This is a genomic window from Flavobacterium artemisiae (assembly GCF_042678225.1).
Lineage (GTDB): Bacteria > Bacteroidota > Bacteroidia > Flavobacteriales > Flavobacteriaceae > Flavobacterium > Flavobacterium artemisiae.
On record NZ_JBHUDZ010000016.1, the window covers coordinates 289,154 to 310,732 of the forward strand.

Consider the following 21,579-nt stretch of genomic DNA (forward strand, 5'->3'; position numbering starts at 1 on the left):
TCAGTCGAAATGACAAACTGTACGCTACAAACTATGAGCTAATCACTAATTACTAAGAACTTATATAGCCTTATAACCCACTTTATACTCCACATTCGGTTTTACAATCAACTGATATTTATTTTTTGATAATTCTGTAATCGTTCCCGAATTTGTTTTTGGTTTCGAAGCACTTTCAAAAATTAATTTTCCTTCTCCTTCGCCTGCTTTTACTTTAATTTCTTTGGTACTGCAATACACAGCGACCTCTCCGTTTGGTGTTGGTACTTTTCCTTCCATCCATTTTAGACCGCCTAAATTTGGTTTGATTTCATATTCTGAATATCCCGGAGCGGTTGGTTTTACACCCAAATAATATTTCCCTAATAAATAAATCGGACTTGCTCCCCAAGCATGACAAAGGCTTTTCCCGTAAGGGCGACCGTACATTGTTAAATGTTCTGTTCCTTTTTTGTTCGGATTGTATTCTTCCCAGAAAGATGTTGCGCCCTCATTCAGCATTCCGCCCCAATAATCTTTCATTTCTTTTAAAACGTAATCCTGTTCCCCCATTGCACACAACGCTTCCAACTCGTAAAAACGCATGTATGGCGTTGTGATTTGAAGAACATCTTTATTTAATAAGACCTTATTTTTTACGCTTTGTTTTTGTTCTTCAGTAAAATAATTGAAGAAAATACCAAACATATTAGCATATCTGGTTATAATATTTTGCATTTTACCGTCGATGCGTTGATGCTTCATGACGTTTTCTTTTTTATCCCAAAAAACATCAAAAAGTTTTGTTTTTAAATCAGCAGTTAATTTTTGATATTCTTTTTGATCTTCGTTTTTACCAGCGATTTCAGCACTAACAGCCATAGCTTCTAAACTTTTTGCCAAAAGCATTTGCTCAAAACTAACTTCACCAGTTTTTGGTAATCCGTCTGCCCAATCAATGAAAACCCAGTCACCTTCTAATGGTTCAAGGAATCCGTTTTTGTTTCTTCTTTCTAAACAGAAATCCATCAATGATTTCATTCTTGGATAATAGGTTTTGATGAATTTCGTATCACCTGTGTGCAAATAATAATCGTAAACACCCACAAACCAATACAACGAATAATCCATGATGATATTTACGTGCGCCGTTACAGGATCTTTTCCGCGAAGCGCTGACATTGTTCGTTCTACAGAAGCCGAATCAAAAAATAAATAATAATTCATTAAATAACTTTGATACGCATCTCCAGACCAAACCCAACGGTCGCGTTTAATTCCGTCTATAAAAAATTCGCGAGAAGTTAAATGCATCGTGTACGCCGAAACATCCCAAATTTTATTCAATTGTTCATCCGAAGATTTGAATGCGCCACGATAATCCAATGGCAAATATTCATAAAGCATCGAAATCGAATCGTATTTTATCCCTGCATCTGCCTGCACTTGAACATAGCGAAAAGCTTTCGATCCGTCGTGCGTGTAGATTTCAGGCTGTTTTCCATCAAAAGATAAATGATCTAAGGTTTCGCATTTCGCAGAATCCAAAGCTTCCTCGCGAGATTCTCCATAATACAATGCTAGTTTTCCTTTTCCTTTTAAACCGTGAATTTTAATGTAGCCAAAAGTTTCTTTACCAAAATCTATCAATTGACCAGTTCCAATTTTTTCTGATTTTTTGGCACTTAAAGGTTTGGTTGTTAATTTAAATTCAGAAGGTTTACTTTCTGGTGAATCAAAATTCCAAGAACCGACAGGAACCCAAGGTGTACCAGATTGTTGTGCTTTTCCAGTTTCATCAATCCAAAGTTTATCTTCATTGGTCACTTTCCATGATGCATCCGATTTAATATATTGACCTTTGATATAAATTGCAGGCAATACTTCCTGATTGTAAACTTTAAAGGAAATTTTGTGTTTTCCGGCAGGAACTGTAATCGATTTTGGCTGTCCGTAAATCTGAACGCCATCTAAAAGTAATTGAAAAGGTCCTTCTGAATAGATTTTTACTTCGTCTGGCTTTGGAATCTCTACTTCTGTTTGAAAAGTGACCAAAGCATAAGGACTATAATATTGCCAAAGTGGCGGAAATACTGCTTCGCGTTCTGTACGTCTTACCTGCATTTTATTGCTTAACCAAACTTCGAAATCGCCTGGATACCAGATCCATGTCGCTTCTTTTGATTTTTCCTGTGCAGATAAAAACATCAGAGGACATAAAATAAAAAGTACCAATAAAATTCTAAAAGTGGTAAAGCGGTTGAGCATAGTAAGTTTATTTTGGAGCTAAAGATAAGTGTTATTATTACATTTCACACCCTGCACTATCCTGTTATTTCATAAAAAATCATCTGCTTTGATAATTTTTTAAGGGAAAAATTATGAGTTATCACTTTTTTAGTACTAAAAAAAATGATGTTGCAATTTTTAATGGGACGTGGATGAGACGGATTCGCTTTCGCGAAGACGCGGATAAAAATTGATTTTATTTTTCTCTTTATTGTCATTTCGACGAAGGAGAAATCTCCACTAGAAGCTCTACAAAGATTGGACTTTAGTTGCGGAGTTACTTGCGAAGATTTCTCCTTCGTCGAAATGACAAAGATTGGGGTTATTTTAGATAAAACTAAAAGAAAAAATCCGTACAAATCCGCGTCTTTACGAAGTAAATCCGTTTTATCCGCGTTCTAAGCAATCATCTTATCAGACTCATTCTCGTCTTCCAAAATATAATTAGAAGGCGTTTTTCCTAAATGTTTTTTGAACATATAAATAAAGGCGCTTGCGGTTTCGTACCCCAAATCAAGAGCGATTTCTTTTATCGATTGTTTTTCGCCTAACCTTTTAATGGCTTCTAATAATTTTAAACGGGTTCGCCAGTCGCTGAAATTCATTCCTAACTCTTTTATAAACAAGCGTGATAAAGTTCTACTGCTCATAAACGAAAGTTCAGCATAATAATCAATGGTTTCTTTGCTGGAAATATCGTTCATTAAAAGTTCGACGACTTTTTGCAGTCTTTCATTGTTTGTAGTTGGCAAGAAAGTAGCGCTCGGTACAATCAAGGCGAGTTCATCCAGAAAAACAGCTAAGATTCTTCTTTGTGAAGGCGTTAAATTTCCATCTGTTCCAAAAGAAATAATTTTGAAAACCAACTGCTTTAAAAACATCGGAATATCAAATGAAAAACTGTTTTCCGGCAAGCCTTTCATAACCGATGGATCAACAAAAACGCTGTAATAATTTACGTCTTTCTGAAAAGTAACCTGATGCTCTACTCCGCCCGGAAGCCACAAACCCTGCAACGGATTCACAACCCAAATATGATTACCAACCACAACGTTCATGACACCACGTGTCGCATAAATTAATTGGCCTCTTGGATGTGAGTGCGAAATACACATTTCGTTGGTTACCATTTCGGTATAACCAATAACTGGGATTGAGGAATTGACTTGGTATCCAAAATCCGTTGCCATTCTATATGTCCGATATTGACTATTCATTGTCCAAATATAGCAATTTTGACATTTAAATTTGTTTCAATTTTGTAAAAAATAATACAGCTGTTATTTTGAAACCATTTAAAAACCTAAAAATCACTCATGGAAACCGTTAAAGTACAACCAGAAGTAATTAAAAAAACCACGTATTCGATACTATTTATAATCAGCTTTTCGCATTTAATTAATGATCTTTTACAAGCTGTTGTTCCGTCAATTTATCCCTTAATCAAAGAAAATTTCGGACTGAGTTTTTCTCAGATCGGGATTATTACTTTTACCTATCAAATCGTCGCTTCAATTCTACAGCCTTTTGTGGGAATGTATACTGATAAAAATTCTAAACCGTATTCATTAATCATCGGAATGTGTTTTACGATGATTGGACTTTTCTTAGTTTCCATTTCTACAAACTTTGCATTCTTATTAATGTCGGTAAGTTTAATCGGAATCGGATCTTCGATTTTTCATCCTGAATCTTCGCGTGTGGCGCATTTAGCTTCGGGCGGAAAAAAAGGTTTGGCGCAGTCTATCTTTCAATTGGGTGGAAATGCCGGAAGTGCGATCGGTCCATTATTGGCAGCGTTTATTATCATTCCGCACGGACAATCTTATGTGGCTTGGTTTTGTATTATTGCTTTGGTCGGAATTTTTGCTTTGTATAAAATTGCGCTTTGGTACACTGCACATTTATCTGAAAGAAACGCTAATAAATCGGCTCTGAAAATCGAAACGCATCATTTGTCTAAAAACAGAGTAATTGGTTCGCTGGTTATTTTATTGATTTTGATTTTCTCCAAATACTTCTACATGAGTAGCATTACGAGTTATTATACTTTCTTTTTGATTGATAAATTCCATATCTCGATTCAGCAGTCGCAAATCTATTTATTCTTGTTTTCCGGAGCTGTGGCGTTAGGAACTTTAATTGGCGGACCAATTGGTGACCGATACGGAAGAAAATACGTGATCTGGGTTTCTATTCTTGGAGTTGCGCCTTTTACTTTGATGCTTCCTTATGTATCTTTATTTTGGGTTGGAACTTTATCTGTGATTATCGGATTGATTCTTTCTTCTGCTTTCTCTGCGATTCTGGTTTACGCAACTGAATTAATGCCTGGGAAAGTTGGTCTTGTAGCCGGTCTTTTTTTCGGATTTGCTTTCGGAATGGGCGGATTGGGCTCTGCAGTTTTAGGAAAAATCGCCGATGCTACGAGTATAGAATATGTTTTTAAAATTTGTGCTTTTCTGCCTTTGATTGGTGTGATTACTGGGTTCTTGCCTAATATTGAAGGGAGAAAAAAAGCTGAGAAATAAATTAATCTCGCAAAGACGCTAAGTCGCTAAGGTTTTCTTTTTTAAACTTTTTAATAAAACTTTGCGACTTCGCGACTTTGCGAGCAATTTTCGTTGCAAAATAAACACACATGACTTCTGAATTAGAAACTATGTGTGTTTTTTTATTTATAATCTTTAGAAAAACATAGCCAGTGGTTCCAACCACTGGAACGCAAAGTATGTAACACTGTGTTTATCAGATTACGTTTCCCGTGGTCGAAACCACGGGTTATGTTTGAAATAGATGAATTTTATTATTGGTATTAATAGTGATTTGTCTTTTGCAAACTAGTTTCCTATCAGTAATATGAGCCCTTCATAACACAAAAACAAGCTCTTATAACTAATTAATTTTTTTGAATTATTTTCTAAAATACCTTAGCTATTAATTTAACCTAAAAAATTATGGAAGCAACTACATTCACCAAAGCAAAACAATTATTGGGAAGCTGGCTACCGCAAGATCCCCAAATTATAGAAAATTGGACACTCAAGATAAAGGAGTTTACCAAAAAAAATCCAACACCGCTCATCCCTGAAATTTCCGAATTTCAAAATCTGGTATATTCAGACCCTGTTTTGTATGCCAATGTGCAAGGAATGTTTGCCGAAGCTCATTTTTTAAAAAAGCAGACTCCTTTACCTTGGGAACCAGAGCCTGTGACTTTTGAGGATTTCCTTGTTTTACTTAACGGAATCATGCAAACTGCTCCAGAAGCTTATCAAACAGGCGCTCCCGGAAGTCAATCGCCTGCAGGTATGATTGGTTTTCCGATCAATGCACTTTTGGCTTGGCCAATGGCAACCAATTTTGGATATGATGTTTTTTCAAACGCATTGGTCAATCAGCAGTTAAAGAAGATATTAAACTACTGGTCTAAATTTTTGGTTTCTGAGGATTCTAGATATGTTTTGATCGAAAATGATCCTTCTGAAAATGTAATCGCATGGTTGAGCGATTTAGCGCAATCTGAAATGATGCAGGTTGCCCAAGGAGCTTTAGGTTTAGAACCGAATCCTATTCCTCCCTACGCCACATTCTCTGATATTTTTCAATCCAATCCTTCAGATCCCTATTATGGATTCAAAAGCTGGGACGATTTTTTTACCAGATTGTTTTGTCCAAATGTACGTCCTGTAACTGCTCCTAATGACGATTCGATTATTGTAAACGCTTGTGAGTCGGCGCCTTTGCAAGTGGCTAAAAATGTAGCTTTGTCTGATCAATTTTGGTTGAAAGGACAACCTTATTCTTTAGAAAACATGATGAATTTTGACGAATTAGCACCTCAGTTTGGTGGAGGAACAGTTTATCAGGCTTTTTTGAGTGCTTTGAGCTACCACCGCTGGCACAGTCCTGTAAACGGCAAAATCGTAAAAACAGAAATTGTAAACGGTACTTATTATTTAGAAAATCTATATCAAGGTTTCTATAACCCAGATGGACCTGATTCGAGTGCGCCTAACAATTCACAGCCTTTTTTAACTGCAGTTGCCACCAGAGCTCTTATATTTATTGAAGCAGATAATCCGGCTATTGGACTTATGTGCGTAATACCTGTGGGTATGGCAGAGGTTTCAAGCTGTCAAATAACAGTAAAAGCCGGCGACATTGTAAAGAAAGGTGACGAACTAGGAATGTTCCATTTCGGAGGCTCAACTCATTGCCTGATTTTTAGATCGGGTGTCAATTTAGATTTCACTACTTATGAAAATCCAGGTTTGGATGCTCCTAATAATATTCGTGTAAATACACAAATAGCAAAAGTGGTTTAGAAAGAGTCTTAGACAATAAAAATGGTTTCATTTTTAAGATACTTACACACGAAGCAATTTTAAATAGTATAATTTAATTGTGTCCAGCTTTAGCTGAATGATAGATTGATACAAAGCTTAAAAGGCTTTAGCCAAACTACACTTTTTTTTGGCTAAAGCCTTTTTCTATTCTTGCTTTATACCTCCAGTTAAAACTGGAGGCAATTCATAAAAAACAAATAGTTTTCTAGATTGAAAATTATCTGTTTTTTATTTATAATCCTTTTCAGAACATAGCCCAAGGTTTTAACCTTGGGAAACATATTATTGAGGATTTGCATTTCGTTCCCAAGGTTGAAACCTTGGGCTATATTTGAAATGCATGATTTTATTTTGATTCGTTATTTACTGTGATCACGATTTTATTCTGCTGATGCTGAACTGTTACAGATTTATCGCAAGTAAAACCGATTTCCTGAAGCCATTTTCCGCAAAGACGAATTTCAGGAAATATGACATAACGACTATACGATCTTGAAATGTATTTTCTATGGATTTTTAATTGTCTTTTTGCTGATTGTTTCATTTCATTTTTCTTTAACCGAAACAAAAATAGTAAAAATTATACTACAAATTATAACAATGCATTTTTAAATTATAATTTTATGATACTTTTGAGCAATAATTTTATATTTTTTATTATATTTAAAATACATCATATTTGCATATTATAGCAATAAATCATCATTGTGTCGAAACTTAAGTTAAATAGAATAAAAGTTGCTTTAGTTGAAAACAACAGAAGTAATAAGGAATTAGCCAAACATTTAGGTAAAACAGTAGCAACTGTTTCGCGTTGGTGTACGAACGAATATCAGCCTTCTATTGAAACACTTTATGAGATTTCTAAATATTTGAAGGTTGATATTCGGGAGTTATTGGTTTCTACTAAATAAAAAACGCTTTCATCTAAAGGAAAGCGTTCTGTATAATTTTTTAAATTACTTTGTAATTCTAAGAAGTGATTCTTAAAAATCATTTAAATCATCGTTTTGTTTTTTACGATCTTCAAAATTTTTAAATTTTGCATCCAATAGAGCTGATAATTCAAGAGATATTCCATTGTTAAATTTCTCTATTTGATTATTTATTTCGGCAACAGTATTTTCAATTTCCTCATGCACTGAAATGATCCAATCTTTTACCTTATTTTTCACTTCATCAGACAGAATTTCATTTCCATAAAGAGTCTGATATTCAATTCTCATTTCATTATGTGCAAGTGTAACATCTGCACTTACTTTTTGAACATAACCAGCAGGCGCATGCAACATTAATTGAGAGTTACTTGGAATTGGATAAATGTATGTAACCAATGCACATGGGTAACTAACACCTGGACGAACATCGTAAGTTTTAGGGAACCTTTGTGCTGGAACATCTCTCATCCCTACCTTCGACGTTCTTTTACTTAAATTTACTTCTAGTTTAGGGACCTTGGTTTGCCTTAATAAATTATTCAATACATCTTCTTTCGATGTCTTTTTCAATTCAACTTCATTCAAAAATTGAATTTCACGTTTAGCATTTTCTAATTTTTGCGATAAAAAATTACTTAGGTGATGTTCTCCAAAAAGTTTCATAATTTCAATTAATTTTTTGATTAGTATATTACAAAACTACAATTATTCAACCGAAAATTCTTGTTATTTAGATCAAAAAATATCCGATCTAATTCCCATTAAAAACCAAATACAAAGCCAAAATCACCAATCCCAGCAAACCAAACAAAAGCTTCACTTTCTTACTAGTTTTAGGAATATCCGTTTCATCAGAAACATTAACTTCAGGATTTTTATCGGTTAGAGAAATCAATACTGCTGAAATCATTAAAACAGCAAAAATGTAAAACGAAATCAACAAAAAGTGAGGCCAAACTTGATATTTATCGGCTGGAAAAATCCAGAGATATAAAACCCCAACAAACAGACTAAAAGCAGAACCCCAGGAAAGTGTTGCATTTACGGCTTTTTTGGTGGTCCGTTTCCAGAAAACACTCAAAAGAAAAACCACAGATAACGAAGGCGCAAGGAATCCTAAAACCGCCTGAAAAATGTTGAATAAATTCTGTCCTTTGATATTGTCAATCGCAACGGCAATCAAGATCGCAAATACACATCCTGCAGCAATTGTTAAACGACCAATTCTGATTTGGTCTTTAATAGTCGCTGTTGGATTGATTTTCTTTACATAAATATCATTCGTAAAAACGGTGCTCAAAGCATTCAGCGAAGAACCAATTGTTCCTACCAAAACGGCAATCATCACACAGATCACCAAACCATTCATTCCGCTTGGGAAAAGGTTCGTAACCATTGTCATATAAGCCAAATCGGAGTTTTTGCCCAATTCTGGATATAAGGCATAACACAAAATTCCGGGTAAAATAAATAACGGAAGCGCCATTACTTTCAACCATCCAATGAAGTTTACTCCCAATTGTCCTTGCTCTAAGTTTTTGGCTCCTAAAACACTCTGCACCATCGATTGATCGGTACAGAAAAATGCAACGGCCGCAACGGGATATCCCAGCAAAATTGCAGTCCACGGATAACTCGCGTCGTCTGAAGGTCGAACTAAATTCCAAAAATTAGATGGCGTTTTAGATAATAAAACATCGATCCCGCCTACTTTCTGTAATCCTAAATACGAAAGCGTTAATGAAACCACAATCAGCAGAATCATCTGAAAAACATTGACTTTAGCTATCGCTTTTAATCCTCCTGCAAAAGTGAAAATTCCAGAAAAAATCACTAAAACGGTAACGCTCTGCCACATCGGAATTCCCAAAATCTGACGCACTAAAACGCCTCCGCTGAATAATCCCAAAGAAAGCCAGCTTACCAGAATTTTGACCAAAGCATACCAAGCCAAAATATTCTGTGTACTGTCTCCGTAGCGTTTTCCCATATATTCGGGCATGGTACTAACTTTACTCGCAATATAACGCGGTGCAAATACCATCGCTAAAAGCAGTAAAAAAACAAAAGCATACCATTCGAAATTTCCGGCCACAATTCCGGTTGCGTAACCAATACTCGCAAAAGCCAATAAAGACGACGGACCAACATTTGTCCCCCACATATTAAACCCGATGCTGTACCAGTTTAATGAATTTCCGGCCAAGAAAAGCGTTTCGTTTTTCTTTCTCTGCCTCATACTTACCACAAAACCAATGACCAATAATGCCACCAGATAACCGGCTACAATTACAAAATCGAGCGTGGTTAATTTATCATAGATACTGTTCATAGTCCATATTCGTTAAGAATATCGGCAATTTTAACCGGCATTCCAGTTTGCAGCGATTTGTCCATTGCCTGAAGCAAAGCCACAGTTCCAATCCCTTCTTCCATGTTTGGATAGGCTTCGAAATCTTGTTCGATACTATCAACAAAATATTCCAAATAATTCTGATATTCACCACCATGATGACTTTGTCCTTCAAAACGGAAATAATATTTTAAAGTGCTGTCGCCCCAAGTAACTACTTTTTCTTCGCCTGTTTTATCGGTAACCGCATAACGCAATTCGTGATAATCGGCCTGACTTGCGCCTTCTGTTGCTCTCAGAATTGTGCTCATTCCGCTGTCGCGTTGTGCTGGCTGAGTCGGCGACGTATAGACACCACTTACACGGGCAATTCTTCCATCGGTTGCTTTAAAAATAAAGTGCATAGTGTCTTCATTTTTCAATCCTGCTGATTGTCCGTTAGCGCTGATCATTCCATAACCCATTACTTCTTGAATGTTAGGAAGATACCATCTAATGAAATCTACGGGATGGCTCAAACCTCCATACAGCCATTTAAATGATTGCAAAAGCGACCATTCTTTCTTTAAAAACCATCTATGATCGGCGTGATATTGCGCTTCAATCGTAATTAAATCACCAATTAATCCTGCTTCGTAATCGGCTCTTTGTCTTTTGGCAGGTTCAAAGAAACGGGAACTTTGTCCGATAAAAACTTTCTTTCCTGTTGATTTGCTTAATTCTAAAAGCTCTTTGGCATCCGAAAGATCATCGATAAATGGTTTCGTGCAAACGACGTGTTTTCCATGCAATAAAGCTTGTTTTACGTGTTGTGCGTGCAAATGATCGGGTGTATAAATCGCAATAATATCAATTGACGGATCGTTCAGTAAATCGTCGTAATTCGTAGTGTACGAATGAAAATCGAATTCTTTTGCTCTCTGCTTGCAGATTTCTTCATTTCTGTCGCACACTTTTACAAGTTCTAATTTTGAACTTTCTAAAGCCGCCGACATTGTGCTTCGTCCTTCTCCAAGTCCCAGAATGGCTATTTTTAACATTGGTTTTATTTTTAGTTTTTTGATAGTTATATTTATCCTAACAGGTTTCCAAAACCTGTTAGGTATGTTTTTAGTCACCGATTAAAATGATTTTTTCTACTCTATAAAATCATTTTAATCCTTTTAATCTGTGGCTAAAAATTATTCTTTGTCTCTAGAAATACCTAACAGGTTTTGGAAACCTGTTAGGATACTAAATATTATTTCGTTTCTACTTTGTTTAAGAAAATCCAAGTTTCATCAGGTTTTGTGCCTTCGATTCCACTTTGGTATTTTTTCATTAAAGTATTCCAATCGTCTACTCGAGGATTGTTTTGTGTCGTTTTCGGATTTAATTTATCCAGATTTTCCCCTTTCGGAATACTGATCACCAAGATCAATTGTCTGTCTTTTTTGAAGACTTGTAATTGTTGAAAATCGGCATTACAAAAACCTTTTGCTACTTCCGGCCATTTTTCGAATTGCGTTTTATGATATTCTACATATTCTTTCTGTAATTTTTCATCAGCAGGAAGATTCGCTGTTAGAACCACATTTTCCCAATCTGATGCTGGTTTTGAATCTTTGCATCTTTCAAAATTCTGGAAATCATAAACCAAATCGTCGTAGATTTTTATTTCTAAAGAAGGAAAAGCGCCCGCCAGTTTTCGTTTTGTTCTTTCCGGCTGATTCATTTTTCCGTAAATCACCAGATGGTTTTTCCATTGATACAATTCCTGACCCACAATTCTAAAACCTGTCAAAGTTGATTTGATTTTCTCGATGTCAAAATCATTTCCAATCAGTTCAATTGCGTATGGTTTTGGCATTTCCTGCAATCCCCATTTTTCATCGATTACAACTTCTTTTTCTAAAGCTTTGTAAGGCGCTCTGATTCCGGCATTGTCTTTAATTTTGGTACTTATATACGGATCGTTGTGTTCCCAGATATTTCCTTTTGGACCGTTATGGTTTTTTAGGATTTTCTTTTCGGCAATCCAGTTGTTTTTAATCGAAAAACCTTCAGAACCTTCATCCGTATACAAATACAGCCATAAGAATGGGTCGTGTGCATACGGACTATTGTAAACCTTATCAATATAATTTTCTTCAATTCGGCTTCCCGGCTGTGCAGAAAGCGTGTAAATTCCCGCTACATCGTGTAAATGTTTGGCGTAATGATGAATTTTGTTTCCTAGAATTTTATTGTTTTGCATCACGTTTGGCGTGTGCGTCCAACCCCAGCCCATTGCCATTCCAGAGTACGATACATCTGAAATTTCGTTGTGTTCAATTGTAATATTTCGAACAAAACCAGCGCTGATTCCCAAAGTTCCCCAATCTTCATTGGTTACGTTGGTGATCAAATTATCAGCAATCACTTCATCCGAACACATTTCTCTTTCATCTTTTATGATTAAAGGCAAATGCGCTTCAAAAGCTTCTTCAGAGAAAATACCGACATTGATAGCGCTTCCGCCAATATCTTTAAATAAATTCCCTTTTACGGTATTGTGATTCGTTCCTTTGTTTAAATCCAAACCTGTCGATGCCAAATGCTCAAAACGGCAGGATTCAAACAGAATATTATTCGCATAATTGACTTCAACCGATGCTCGAGGTCTTCCAACCCAAGCCTGATTTTCTAAATTCGCCTGATTTGGAGTTCCTGGCTGTTTCAATTTGTAAGCGTCTAATAAATACAAACCAGACTGCAAAGGCACGTGACCTTGTTGCGAAGGACGAAGCCAGTTGCTGTATTGAAATGAAATTCCCTTAAATTGAAAATGACTTACAGGAGAATCAATTGTTCCTTTTACTTCAACCAAATTTTCTAAAACTGGAGCCGTAACTTTAACTGAATTAATCTCTTCACCTGTTCTCGGAATATAATAGATTTTAGCATTTTTCTTGTCCAAATACCATTCGCCCGGTTCGTTTAAAAGTGAAAAAGCATTATTTAAGAAATAAGCCGAGTTTCCGTTATTTTTAGAAATCCACGGAGCAGGCCAAGGATGTTCACTTTGAATACGGCTTTCCGGTTCTTCAAACGAAAGTTTGGCACTATCTTTCTTCACTTCAATATTTTTGATACGTAGATTAGCATTCGACCACCATTGCACGATAAACATTTCCATTCCCGGCTCAAACTTAACCGATTTATCTTTAAACGGAATCCAGCAAGTCTGCCCTTCATGATCCCAAGATAAAATGCGTTCCATAGCAGTTCCTGCAGTATTTTTGGCCCTTACGGCTTTTTTGCCATTTACCCATAATTGTCTGTAATCAATCAAACTTCCTGCTTTTATTGGAGCATCAGCAACCCAAACAGCACCTTTTTTAAGTCCATTTATAACTGTTGTTGATTTTGTCCAGTTTTTGATTTCGATTCCGCCGTGAATAATTGGTTTTGCATTTACATCCGCCTCAATTGTGGTAGGACTTTCAGCAGTTCCAGAATCTTCTGGTCTTACAAATAATGGTTCGTTTAAATAATACGTTCCGTCCATAACAATGATACGGATACCGCCTTTTATAGAAGAATCTTTTAATCGACGGAGTTCTCTGGCTTTTCGCATCGCCATACTAACTGTTGCCAGCGGACTGTCTTTTGTTCCTGAATTTTTGTCACTTCCTTTAGGGGAAATCCAAATTTCTCCCGCACTCATTGAAAAGGAAGTGAGTATTAACAAAAAGACAACGAGTATTTTAGTAAAAGAATTTAAGCGCATTATTTAGATATTTGATTTTTTTCTTGGAATAAAATTATAAGGCATTCAATTTAAATGGTATTAATTTTACAAATAAATGTATTTTTAACACTTTTACCAAATAATTCGTCCAATTTACTTGAACATAAAGTTATATGTATCCTGTACCCTCCTGTTTCGTTTGTTTTATAGCGACGAATTACACGAATTGCAGTAATTTTATTCGCCACAGATTAAAATGATTTTTATAGATTTTTTTATTCAAATCGTCGATTATTTTTAAAGAGATGCTGAGAAAAAATTAGTGCAATTCGTGTAATTCGTCGCAATCATTCTCGAAAAAACAAAAAAATCATTTTAATCCTCTTAATCTGTGGCAAACAATTTTAAGCCATGAAATTTCTTTTCTAAACTTTTTTTAATAGATTTGTGTAATCGATTACATTTAACTATTATTATTTATGTGAGAACTAATTTTTCACATCTATAAAAATAACACCAAAAAATTACTAACAATGAAAACCAACCGACTAAATCTTTTTTCTTTGACAATGGCATTGATACTCTGTCTTGGAATAAACGGGAACGCTCAAAACACAGCTTCGGCAGATACTTATGCCAATATTGAGTTTAAAATGCCAAAAGTTAACGAACCTGTTATTCCCAAAAACAGTGTGAATTTAAAGGACTATGGAGCAGTAAATGGAGGTTATATATTAAACACTAAAGCTTTTGCAGATGCGATTGAGGCACTTTCTAAAAAAGGAGGAGGAAAATTAATTATTCCACCTGGAATTTGGCTTACGGGTCCGATTATTTTAAAAAGCAATATTGAGCTTCATGCAGAAACTGGCGCTTTAATTAAATTTTCTACAGATAAAACTTTATATCCAATTATCGAAACCAGTTTTGAAGGTTTAAATACGTGGAGATGCATCTCTCCTATTTATGGCAAAAATCTTGAAAATGTAGCTTTTACAGGAAATGGGGTTTGGGATGGTTCTGGCGAAGCTTGGAGACAGGTTAAAAAAAGTAAACTTACCGACGAACAATGGAAGAAATTTGTAGCTTCTGGAGGAGTTTTAAATGAAAAGAAAGACAGCTGGTATCCGTCAGAACAATATATGAAAGGTGCTAAAGGCGCGGATCAAAACGTGCGTCATGATTTGAAAACAAAAGAAGATTTTGAAGCAATTCATGATTTTCTCCGTCCAGTTTTGGTGAGCATTCAGAATAGTAAAAGAGTTATGTTTGACGGACCTGTTTTCCAGAACTCTCCTGCTTGGAATCTTCATCCTTTATTAATTGAGGATTTAATTGTTCGAAATGTAACCGTTAGAAATCCGTGGTTTTCTCAAAACGGTGACGGACTTGATGTAGAATCCTGTAAAAATGTGATAATTGAAAATTCAAGTTTTGATGTGGGTGATGATGCGATCTGTATTAAATCGGGTAAAGATAAAGACGGACGCGATAGAGGTGTTCCGTGCGAAAATATCATTGTAAAAAACAATATCGTATATCACGGTCACGGCGGTGTTACGGTGGGAAGCGAAATGTCGGGAGGTGTAAAAAACCTGCATGTTTCCAACTGTACTTTTATGGGAACTGATGTCGGACTTCGTTTTAAAAGCACGCGCGGACGTGGCGGTGTTGTAGAAAACATCTTTATTTCAGACGTTTTTATGACTGATATTCCGTCTCAAGCGATTTCTTTTGATTTGTATTATGGCGGAAAATCAATCGCTGAAACTTTGGCTGAAGGCGGTAATACAGTAAGTACAAAAGCTATTCCTGTAAACGAAGAAACACCTCAGTTTAAAAACATTTCAATCAAAAATATTACGATTAAAGGTGCTCAGCAAGCGGTATTTTTACAAGGTCTTCCTGAAATGAATTTAGAAAATATCGAAATTTCGAACCTAATTGCAAAATCACAAAAAGGTTTTTCTATAATTGATGCTAACGGAATTAAAATCAACAATGTAAAATTAGATATCGAAGCTAAAAATGCCTTTGAGATGTACAATGTTCAAAACCTTTCTTTAAAGGCTGTAGAATTTAACCCTGGTTCATCAAACACTATTACAATTGATGGTGGAGCAAGTAAAAATATCGATTTAAGTGGTTCTAATTTATCTAAAACTACTACTATTGGAAAGGATGTTTCTAAAAAGGCTGTAAAATTTTAAATCGTGGTGTGAGATGTCTAAAGCAAACTTCTCAAAAGCTCCAGCGGAGCAAAATATTTATAGAATATCATACAATAAAATAAATGAAAAGCTCCAGAGGAGCGACATATGTATTATAAAAAACATGTCGCTCCGCTGGAGCTTTATATTGTAAATCAATATTTCTTTCTATAAATATTTCGCTTCTCCGAAGCTTAAATAGTGACTTGGCGTCTTTGCAAGAAATAATTAAACCATCTAAATTGAACTTATATCACTTATATGGTTCAAAAAAGTTATAGTTTATAAAATGTTTTAGCATTTTCAAACCAAATCTTATTCTGATCTTCAATCGAAAATTCAGCAATATAATCTTCTAAAGTTTTTACCACTTCTTTATAATCAGAAGCTACATTAAGAACCGGCCAGTCTGATCCGTACATTAATTTATCGACAGAAAAGTTTTCAAAAATAACATCCAGATACGGTTTTAAATCTTTTGGTTTCCAGTTCTTCCAATCAGCTTCTGTGACCATTCCAGAGATTTTGCACCAAACGTTGTCGTATTTTGCAATTTCTTCAATGCCTTTTTTCCAAGAATCAATATCTCCCGATTTAATATCTGGTTTTGCAATATGATCGATTACAAACTTTTGATTCGGGAAATCTTTTACCAAACTGATTGCAGCGGGTAATTGACGGTGGAAAATTAATATATCGTAAGTATAATCGAAAGACTTTAAAGCTTGAATTCCTCTTCTGAATTCCGAGCCAAACATAAAATCATCTGGTTCACCTTGAACTACATGTCTAAAACCTTTTAGTTTTTTTTGATTGGAAAAGAATTGCAAACGCTCTTCGATATTTTCATTTCTTAAATCTATCCAACCTACAATTCCTTTGATAAAATCATTTTTTGAAGCTAAATCCAATAAAAATTGCGTTTCCTCTTCAGACTGACTTGCCTGAACAGCGACACAGCCTTCAAACTGATTTTGTTTTAATAAAGGCTCTAAATCTTCTGGAAGAAAATCTCTCTGAATATTTTGCATCGTTTCATCAATCCAGCTATCTCTAACGGGATCAAACTTCCAAAAATGCTGATGGGAATCAATTCTTTTGCTCATAATTTCTTAGTTAACATCGCTGATTAATGCGCGGTCTAAATGTACGTAACCTCCATCCACAAAAACAAATTGTCCTGTAGTATGCGACGATTTTTCAGAAATAACGAAAAGTGCTGTATCTGCAATTTCTTCTGTTTTGGTCATTCTACTTTCTAGCGGAATACTTTTATTGATTTTATTCAAAACCGTTTCGCCGTCTGGCAATGTTTTAATCCAGTCTTCGTATGCTGGTGTATAACTTTCTGCAATAATAATGGCATTCGAACGAATTCCAAACTGAATCAAATCTACCGCCCATTCTCTTGTTAAGCCCAAAACTCCGCCTTTCGCAGCAGCGTAACCAGAAGTTCCTCCCTGCCCTGTTAAAGCTACTTTTGAACCAATATTTAAAATATTTCCTTTTGATTCTTTTAAAAACGGAAGTGAATATTTAGCTAAAAGAAAATAACTTACCACATTCAATTTCAAAGAGTTCATGAAATCTTCGTAACTAGAATCTAATCCTGCGCCGTCATTTACTCCAACATTATTGATTATAGCATCAATTCTCCCGTATTTCGCTCCAATCACTTTTACAGCGTTTTCTATTGCAACAGGATCAGTTACATCTGTCTGTACGAAAAGCGAATTAACGCCTCTTTTCTGAAGTCTTTCTACGTATTCGAAACCTCTTGCATTTCTGTCAACTAAAACGGGAATTGCGCCTTCATCTGCCAATCTATTGACAATTGTTTCTCCTATACTGCCTTCTTTTCCAGCCGAACCAGAAACGACAACTATTTTATTTTTTAAATTTAAATCCATTTTTGTGGTTATTTAAAGTTATAGTTTTCCTCATTTTTGTCATTTCGACGAAGGAGAAATCTTCGCGAGAAACTCTACAAAGATTGGCGAATTTCTGTATGGAGCTACTTGTAGAGATTTCTCCTTCGTCGAAATGACAAACAGTACTTTATAATACACTTATTCTACTTCAATCAACGCCTTAATCACATTATTTTTAGGATCAATCAGCTTTCCGAAATCGTTAATCATTTCATCAAAACTCGTTCTGTGTGTGATGTATTTCTTCGGATCGATTTTTCCTTCCTTCAGACATTTCATTACATATTCAAAATCTTCGATTGTAGCATTTCGGCTGCTCATCAAAGTCGATTCTCTTTTGTGGAAATCAGGATGACTAAAACTCAATTCTCCTTTTTGAAGTCCAACCAAAACAAATCTTCCGCCATGCGAAATATAGTTGAAAGCGCTATTCATTACTTTCTGATTTCCAGTCGCATCAATCACTACATTTGCCATATCACCGTTTGTTAATTCAGCCAATTTCGCAGCAACATCATCGTTTAACGGATTAATGGTTTCGTCTGCATTTAATTGCTCTTTACAAAAATTCAATCGATAATCGTTGATATCCATTACGATAACTTTTGCTCCAGCAATTTTAGCAAACTGAATCAAACCAATTCCGATTGGTCCCGCTCCCATTACCAAAACGGTATCAGTTGGTTTTACAGCTGCTCTTCTTACTCCATGTGCTGCGATTGCTAATGGTTCAACCAGAGCCAATTTATCATAATCTAAACCTTGACCGTGCAGTAAATATTGTTCAGGAATCGAAACATACTCTGCCATCCCTCCGTCAATATGCACTCCGAAAACTTTGATATTTACACAACAGTTCGTTAATCCGTTTCTGCAGGCAACACATTTTCCACAGTTAAAATACGGAATAAAAGTTACTTTATCGCCTGGTTTAAATCCTTCTGCATTTCCCTTTATGTATTCAGCAGCCAATTCGTGGCCTAAAATTCTTGGATATTCAAAATACGGCTGTGTTCCGCCAAAAGCGTGTATATCAGTTCCGCAGATTCCGATTCTTTTAATTTTCAATAAAACTTCACCATCTTTTGGTTCAGGAATATTGGTTTCCTTTAATAAAAATTCCTGCGGTTTTTCGCAAACAATATATTTCATCAGTTAATTAGTTTTCGTGTAAAATAATAAATGTAAAAATTACAATTACAAAAATACTTTTTCTAAATTAATATCCGAGATATATTTTATTTAACTACTTTTAAAATGATTAAATTCTAAAATTTTATAACATTTTTTATATCGTTTGTAAAAATATTTACTCTAAATATAGATTTCTGCAAAAACCATTGTTAATAAACACGGGATTTCTTGCTCGTTTCAATCTTATTTTTAATTTTGTAATTGTAAATTCTACATTTATTATTTCCAACTAACATTCACTATCCAAAAACCTATAAAATGATAAAACTAAAAGGCATAACTTGGAACCATACAAGAGGTTTGCTTCCGATGGTTGCCACATCACAACGTTTTACTGAGTTACATCCAGAAATTGAAATTTCTTGGGAGAAAAGAAGTTTACAAGAATTTGCGGATGCTTCAATTGAAGACCTTGCCAAAAGATTTGATTTATTGGTAATAGATCATCCTTGGACAGGTTTTGGAGCGCAGACAAAAGCAATTCTTCCGCTATCCGATTATTTATCATCTGATTATATTAAAGATCAAGAACATAACACCGTTGGAAAATCCTACGAAAGTTATGTTTTTCACCATAAATTATGGGCATTACCTATTGATGCTGCAACTCCTGTGGCATCTGCTAGATTAGATCTTTTAGAAAAAAACAATCTGGAAGTACCAAAAACGTATGAAGATTTACTGAATTTGGCGAAAAAAGGTTTAGTAGCCTTTGCCGGAATTCCAGTAGATGTTTTAATGAGTTTTTATATGTTTTGCTGCAGTTTAGGCGAAGCTCCGTTTCTTACTGAAGAAAAAGTAATTTCTCCAATTACTGGAAAAAAAGCGCTTTTGATGTTTAGAGAATTAGCAAAGTTAATTGATCCTATAAACTTTAACCGAAATCCGATTCAGGTCTATGAAGCAATGGTAAATTCTGATGAAATTGCCTACTGCCCTTTTGCTTATGGCTATTCGAATTATTCGAGAACCGGTTACAGCAAAAATCTTTTACATTTTTTCGATTTAGTAAGTTTAGATGAAAAACCTATGATTACGTCTTTGGGCGGAACAGGTTTGGCAGTTTCTTCTTTCAGCGCGCATATTGGCGAAGCGATTCGTTATGCAGATTTTACGGGTTCTTCTCATACACAACAAAATATTTATACCGATAATGGCGGTCAGCCAGGACATCTGGAAGCTTGGAAAAGCGACCGATTGAACGAATTGACGCATGATTATTTTAAAAATACATTACCCGCTTTACAACGCGCATTTTTGCGTCCGAGATATTACGGACATATGTATTTTCAGGATCATGCCGGAGACATCGTTCGCAACTATTTAATGTACGGTGGTGACGAAGATAAAGTTTTGGAAGAAATGAATGCGCTTTACGCAGAATCTCTAAAAATTCAGACCATATGAGACCTTTAGAAGGACTAATTGTTCTGGAATTCTGTCAGTTTCTTGCAGGACCTTCTGCCGGATTAAAACTGGCTGATTTGGGCGCACGCGTAATCAAAATTGAGCGTCCTGTAAAAGGCGAAGCCTGCAGACAATTGAGTATTAAAGATTTATTTGTAGACGACAGCAGTTTACTTTTTCATACGATCAACAGAAATAAAGAATCTTTTGCTGCCGATTTAAAAAATCCTGACGATTTAGTTTTGATTAAAAAACTAATCGAAAAGGCGGATATCATGACGCATAATTTCAGACCGGGCGTTATGGAAAAAATCGGTTTAGATTTCGAAAATACATTAGCAATTAATCCACAGATTATTTACGGAACGATTACAGGTTACGGCAATGAAGGTCCGTGGGCAAAAAAACCGGGACAGGATTTATTATTACAATCACTTTCTGGATTAAGCTGGTTAAGCGGACGCAAAAGTCAAGGCCCAGTTCCGTTCGGATTGGCAGTTGCCGATTTAATGTGCGGCAATCATTTTGTACAAGGAATTTTAGCAGCGCTTTTAAAAAGAGCCAAAACCAAAAAAGGCGTTTTGGTCGAAGTAAGCTTGTTAGAATCAATTCTAGATGTGCAGTTTGAAGCGATTACTTCTTTCTTAAATGATGGCGGACAATTGCCGGAACGTGGCGATATCAAAGGAAGTGCGCACGCTTTTTTAAGTGCGCCTTACGGAGTTTATAAAACCCAAGACGGTTATTTGTCTCTTGCAATGGGCGATCTGATTTTCATCGGTAAAACGTTAGGATTGGACTTAAACGCTTTCGCGGATAAACATTTGTGGTTTGAAAAAAGAGACGAAATCAGAACGATTTTGAGCGAAAGAATTCAAACCCAAACTTCTGATTATTGGATTAAAATCCTTCAAAAGGAAGGCATTTGGTGCGGTAAAGTTTTTAATTATGAAGAATTGGATAATCAGCCATTTGTAAACGAATTACAGCTAAAACAAACTGTAAAAAATACCGAAGGAGAAACTTTGATTACCACCAGAAGTCCGATTCAGCTTGACGGCGAAATTCTTTTAAGTGAAAAAGCAGCGCCAAAAGTGGGTCAAGATAATTTAAGCATACACAAAGAGTTTATTAATCCTGCAGGATAATTTCAAAAAAATCTGTACAAATCTGCTTAAATCATTTAAAATCTGCGTGAAATTTTTTTTTGCGCATAG

16 protein-coding genes are annotated in these 21,579 nt (G+C 35.4%); 6 read left to right on the top strand and 10 right to left on the bottom strand.

Annotated features, from left to right (window positions below; translation table 11 throughout):
- Nucleotides 1-60: 60 nt before the first annotated feature.
- Both ACFSC2_RS17635 and ACFSC2_RS17640 read right to left on the bottom strand, forming a co-directional pair.
- A complete protein-coding gene (locus tag ACFSC2_RS17635) occupies nucleotides 61-2,247 on the bottom strand; it encodes an alpha-L-rhamnosidase-related protein (RefSeq protein ID WP_379815655.1) in 2,187 nt (728 codons plus the stop codon).
- A gap of 419 nt (nucleotides 2,248-2,666) precedes the next feature.
- A complete protein-coding gene (locus tag ACFSC2_RS17640; protein WP_379815656.1) occupies nucleotides 2,667-3,458 on the bottom strand; it encodes a helix-turn-helix domain-containing protein in 792 nt (263 codons plus the stop codon).
- A gap of 126 nt (nucleotides 3,459-3,584) precedes the next feature.
- Between ACFSC2_RS17640 and ACFSC2_RS17645 the strand changes: the two genes are divergently transcribed.
- Both ACFSC2_RS17645 and ACFSC2_RS17650 read left to right on the top strand, forming a co-directional pair.
- Nucleotides 3,585-4,799, top strand: a complete 1,215-nt coding sequence (locus ACFSC2_RS17645) for an MFS transporter (RefSeq protein WP_379815657.1) — start codon at nucleotides 3,585-3,587, stop codon at nucleotides 4,797-4,799.
- A gap of 426 nt (nucleotides 4,800-5,225) precedes the next feature.
- The gene (locus ACFSC2_RS17650; RefSeq protein ID WP_379815658.1) at nucleotides 5,226-6,596 is read left to right on the top strand and encodes a phophatidylserine decarboxylase associated domain-containing protein; all 1,371 of its coding nucleotides are present in this window, start codon (nucleotides 5,226-5,228) and stop codon (nucleotides 6,594-6,596) included.
- A 367-nt stretch (nucleotides 6,597-6,963) separates the two neighbouring features.
- Here ACFSC2_RS17650 and ACFSC2_RS17655 read toward each other — a convergent pair whose 3' ends face one another.
- Nucleotides 6,964-7,161, bottom strand: coding sequence for a SymE family type I addiction module toxin (locus ACFSC2_RS17655; protein WP_379815659.1), 198 nt, complete (start codon nucleotides 7,159-7,161; stop codon nucleotides 6,964-6,966).
- Nucleotides 7,162-7,324: 163 nt separating this feature from the next.
- Between ACFSC2_RS17655 and ACFSC2_RS17660 the strand changes: the two genes are divergently transcribed.
- Entirely contained in the window at nucleotides 7,325-7,531 is a 207-nt protein-coding gene (locus ACFSC2_RS17660; protein ID WP_379815660.1) for a helix-turn-helix transcriptional regulator, read from the top strand.
- Between the two features lie 72 nt (nucleotides 7,532-7,603).
- Here ACFSC2_RS17660 and ACFSC2_RS17665 read toward each other — a convergent pair whose 3' ends face one another.
- The 4 genes from ACFSC2_RS17665 to ACFSC2_RS17680 form a co-directional block, all read right to left on the bottom strand.
- Nucleotides 7,604-8,218 carry a hypothetical protein gene (locus ACFSC2_RS17665; protein ID WP_379815661.1) on the bottom strand — a complete coding sequence of 205 codons (615 nt, stop codon included), beginning with the start codon at nucleotides 8,216-8,218 and terminating at the stop codon, nucleotides 7,604-7,606.
- An 88-nt stretch (nucleotides 8,219-8,306) separates the two neighbouring features.
- Nucleotides 8,307-9,887, bottom strand: coding sequence for a sodium:solute symporter (locus ACFSC2_RS17670; protein WP_379815662.1), 1,581 nt, complete (start codon nucleotides 9,885-9,887; stop codon nucleotides 8,307-8,309).
- Nucleotides 9,884-10,948, bottom strand: a complete 1,065-nt coding sequence (locus ACFSC2_RS17675) for a Gfo/Idh/MocA family protein (RefSeq protein WP_379815663.1) — start codon at nucleotides 10,946-10,948, stop codon at nucleotides 9,884-9,886. Before ACFSC2_RS17675 ends, ACFSC2_RS17670 begins: the two co-directional genes overlap by 4 nt.
- 200 nt (nucleotides 10,949-11,148) lie before the next feature.
- Nucleotides 11,149-13,596: a right-handed parallel beta-helix repeat-containing protein gene (locus ACFSC2_RS17680; RefSeq protein ID WP_379815664.1), complete on the bottom strand. Its 2,448-nt coding sequence runs from the start codon at nucleotides 13,594-13,596 to the stop codon at nucleotides 11,149-11,151.
- A gap of 557 nt (nucleotides 13,597-14,153) precedes the next feature.
- On the opposite strand from ACFSC2_RS17680, the gene ACFSC2_RS17685 reads away from it, so the two are divergent.
- Nucleotides 14,154-15,830 carry a glycoside hydrolase family 28 protein gene (locus ACFSC2_RS17685; protein WP_379815665.1) on the top strand — a complete coding sequence of 559 codons (1,677 nt, stop codon included), beginning with the start codon at nucleotides 14,154-14,156 and terminating at the stop codon, nucleotides 15,828-15,830.
- A gap of 275 nt (nucleotides 15,831-16,105) precedes the next feature.
- On the opposite strand, the gene ACFSC2_RS17690 is transcribed toward ACFSC2_RS17685, so the two are convergent.
- The 3 genes from ACFSC2_RS17690 to ACFSC2_RS17700 all read right to left on the bottom strand — a co-directional run bounded on the left by ACFSC2_RS17690 (nucleotide 16,106) and on the right by ACFSC2_RS17700 (nucleotide 18,913).
- Complete coding sequence (locus ACFSC2_RS17690; protein ID WP_379815666.1) at nucleotides 16,106-16,936, bottom strand: amidohydrolase family protein; 831 nt, start codon at nucleotides 16,934-16,936, stop codon at nucleotides 16,106-16,108.
- 6 nt (nucleotides 16,937-16,942) lie between these two features.
- Nucleotides 16,943-17,740: an SDR family oxidoreductase gene (locus ACFSC2_RS17695; protein WP_379815667.1), complete on the bottom strand. Its 798-nt coding sequence runs from the start codon at nucleotides 17,738-17,740 to the stop codon at nucleotides 16,943-16,945.
- A 159-nt stretch (nucleotides 17,741-17,899) separates the two neighbouring features.
- Nucleotides 17,900-18,913, bottom strand: a complete 1,014-nt coding sequence (locus ACFSC2_RS17700; RefSeq protein WP_379815668.1) for a zinc-binding alcohol dehydrogenase family protein — start codon at nucleotides 18,911-18,913, stop codon at nucleotides 17,900-17,902.
- 300 nt (nucleotides 18,914-19,213) lie between these two features.
- Here ACFSC2_RS17700 and ACFSC2_RS17705 point away from each other — a divergent pair, with 300 nt between their 5' ends.
- Together ACFSC2_RS17705 and ACFSC2_RS17710 are read left to right on the top strand one after the other, a co-directional pair.
- Nucleotides 19,214-20,362: an ABC transporter substrate-binding protein gene (locus ACFSC2_RS17705; protein ID WP_379815669.1), complete on the top strand. Its 1,149-nt coding sequence runs from the start codon at nucleotides 19,214-19,216 to the stop codon at nucleotides 20,360-20,362.
- Nucleotides 20,359-21,510 carry a CaiB/BaiF CoA transferase family protein gene (locus ACFSC2_RS17710; protein ID WP_379815670.1) on the top strand — a complete coding sequence of 384 codons (1,152 nt, stop codon included), beginning with the start codon at nucleotides 20,359-20,361 and terminating at the stop codon, nucleotides 21,508-21,510. Before ACFSC2_RS17705 ends, ACFSC2_RS17710 begins: the two co-directional genes overlap by 4 nt.
- The last annotated feature ends 69 nt before the right edge of the window (nucleotides 21,511-21,579 follow it).

Bases quoted from the DNA above. Each gene is read 5' to 3' on its own strand.
- ACFSC2_RS17665 (WP_379815661.1), bottom strand. From the start codon at position 8,218: ATGAAACTTTTTGGAGAACATCACCTAAGTAATTTTTTATCGCAAAAA.
- ACFSC2_RS17685 (WP_379815665.1), top strand. From the start codon at position 14,154: ATGAAAACCAACCGACTAAATCTTTTTTCTTTGACAATGGCATTGATA.
- ACFSC2_RS17690 (WP_379815666.1), bottom strand. From the start codon at position 16,936: ATGAGCAAAAGAATTGATTCCCATCAGCATTTTTGGAAGTTTGATCCC.
- ACFSC2_RS17710 (WP_379815670.1), top strand. From the start codon at position 20,359: ATGAGACCTTTAGAAGGACTAATTGTTCTGGAATTCTGTCAGTTTCTT.
- ACFSC2_RS17700 (WP_379815668.1), bottom strand. From the start codon at position 18,913: ATGAAATATATTGTTTGCGAAAAACCGCAGGAATTTTTATTAAAGGAA.
- ACFSC2_RS17695 (WP_379815667.1), bottom strand. From the start codon at position 17,740: ATGGATTTAAATTTAAAAAATAAAATAGTTGTCGTTTCTGGTTCGGCT.
- ACFSC2_RS17635 (WP_379815655.1), bottom strand. From the start codon at position 2,247: ATGCTCAACCGCTTTACCACTTTTAGAATTTTATTGGTACTTTTTATT.
- ACFSC2_RS17655 (WP_379815659.1), bottom strand. From the start codon at position 7,161: ATGAAACAATCAGCAAAAAGACAATTAAAAATCCATAGAAAATACATT.
- ACFSC2_RS17680 (WP_379815664.1), bottom strand. From the start codon at position 13,596: ATGAGTGCGGGAGAAATTTGGATTTCCCCTAAAGGAAGTGACAAAAAT.
- ACFSC2_RS17705 (WP_379815669.1), top strand. From the start codon at position 19,214: ATGATAAAACTAAAAGGCATAACTTGGAACCATACAAGAGGTTTGCTT.
- ACFSC2_RS17650 (WP_379815658.1), top strand. From the start codon at position 5,226: ATGGAAGCAACTACATTCACCAAAGCAAAACAATTATTGGGAAGCTGG.
- ACFSC2_RS17640 (WP_379815656.1), bottom strand. From the start codon at position 3,458: ATGGCAACGGATTTTGGATACCAAGTCAATTCCTCAATCCCAGTTATT.
- ACFSC2_RS17675 (WP_379815663.1), bottom strand. From the start codon at position 10,948: ATGTTAAAAATAGCCATTCTGGGACTTGGAGAAGGACGAAGCACAATG.
- ACFSC2_RS17645 (WP_379815657.1), top strand. From the start codon at position 3,585: ATGGAAACCGTTAAAGTACAACCAGAAGTAATTAAAAAAACCACGTAT.
- ACFSC2_RS17670 (WP_379815662.1), bottom strand. From the start codon at position 9,887: ATGAACAGTATCTATGATAAATTAACCACGCTCGATTTTGTAATTGTA.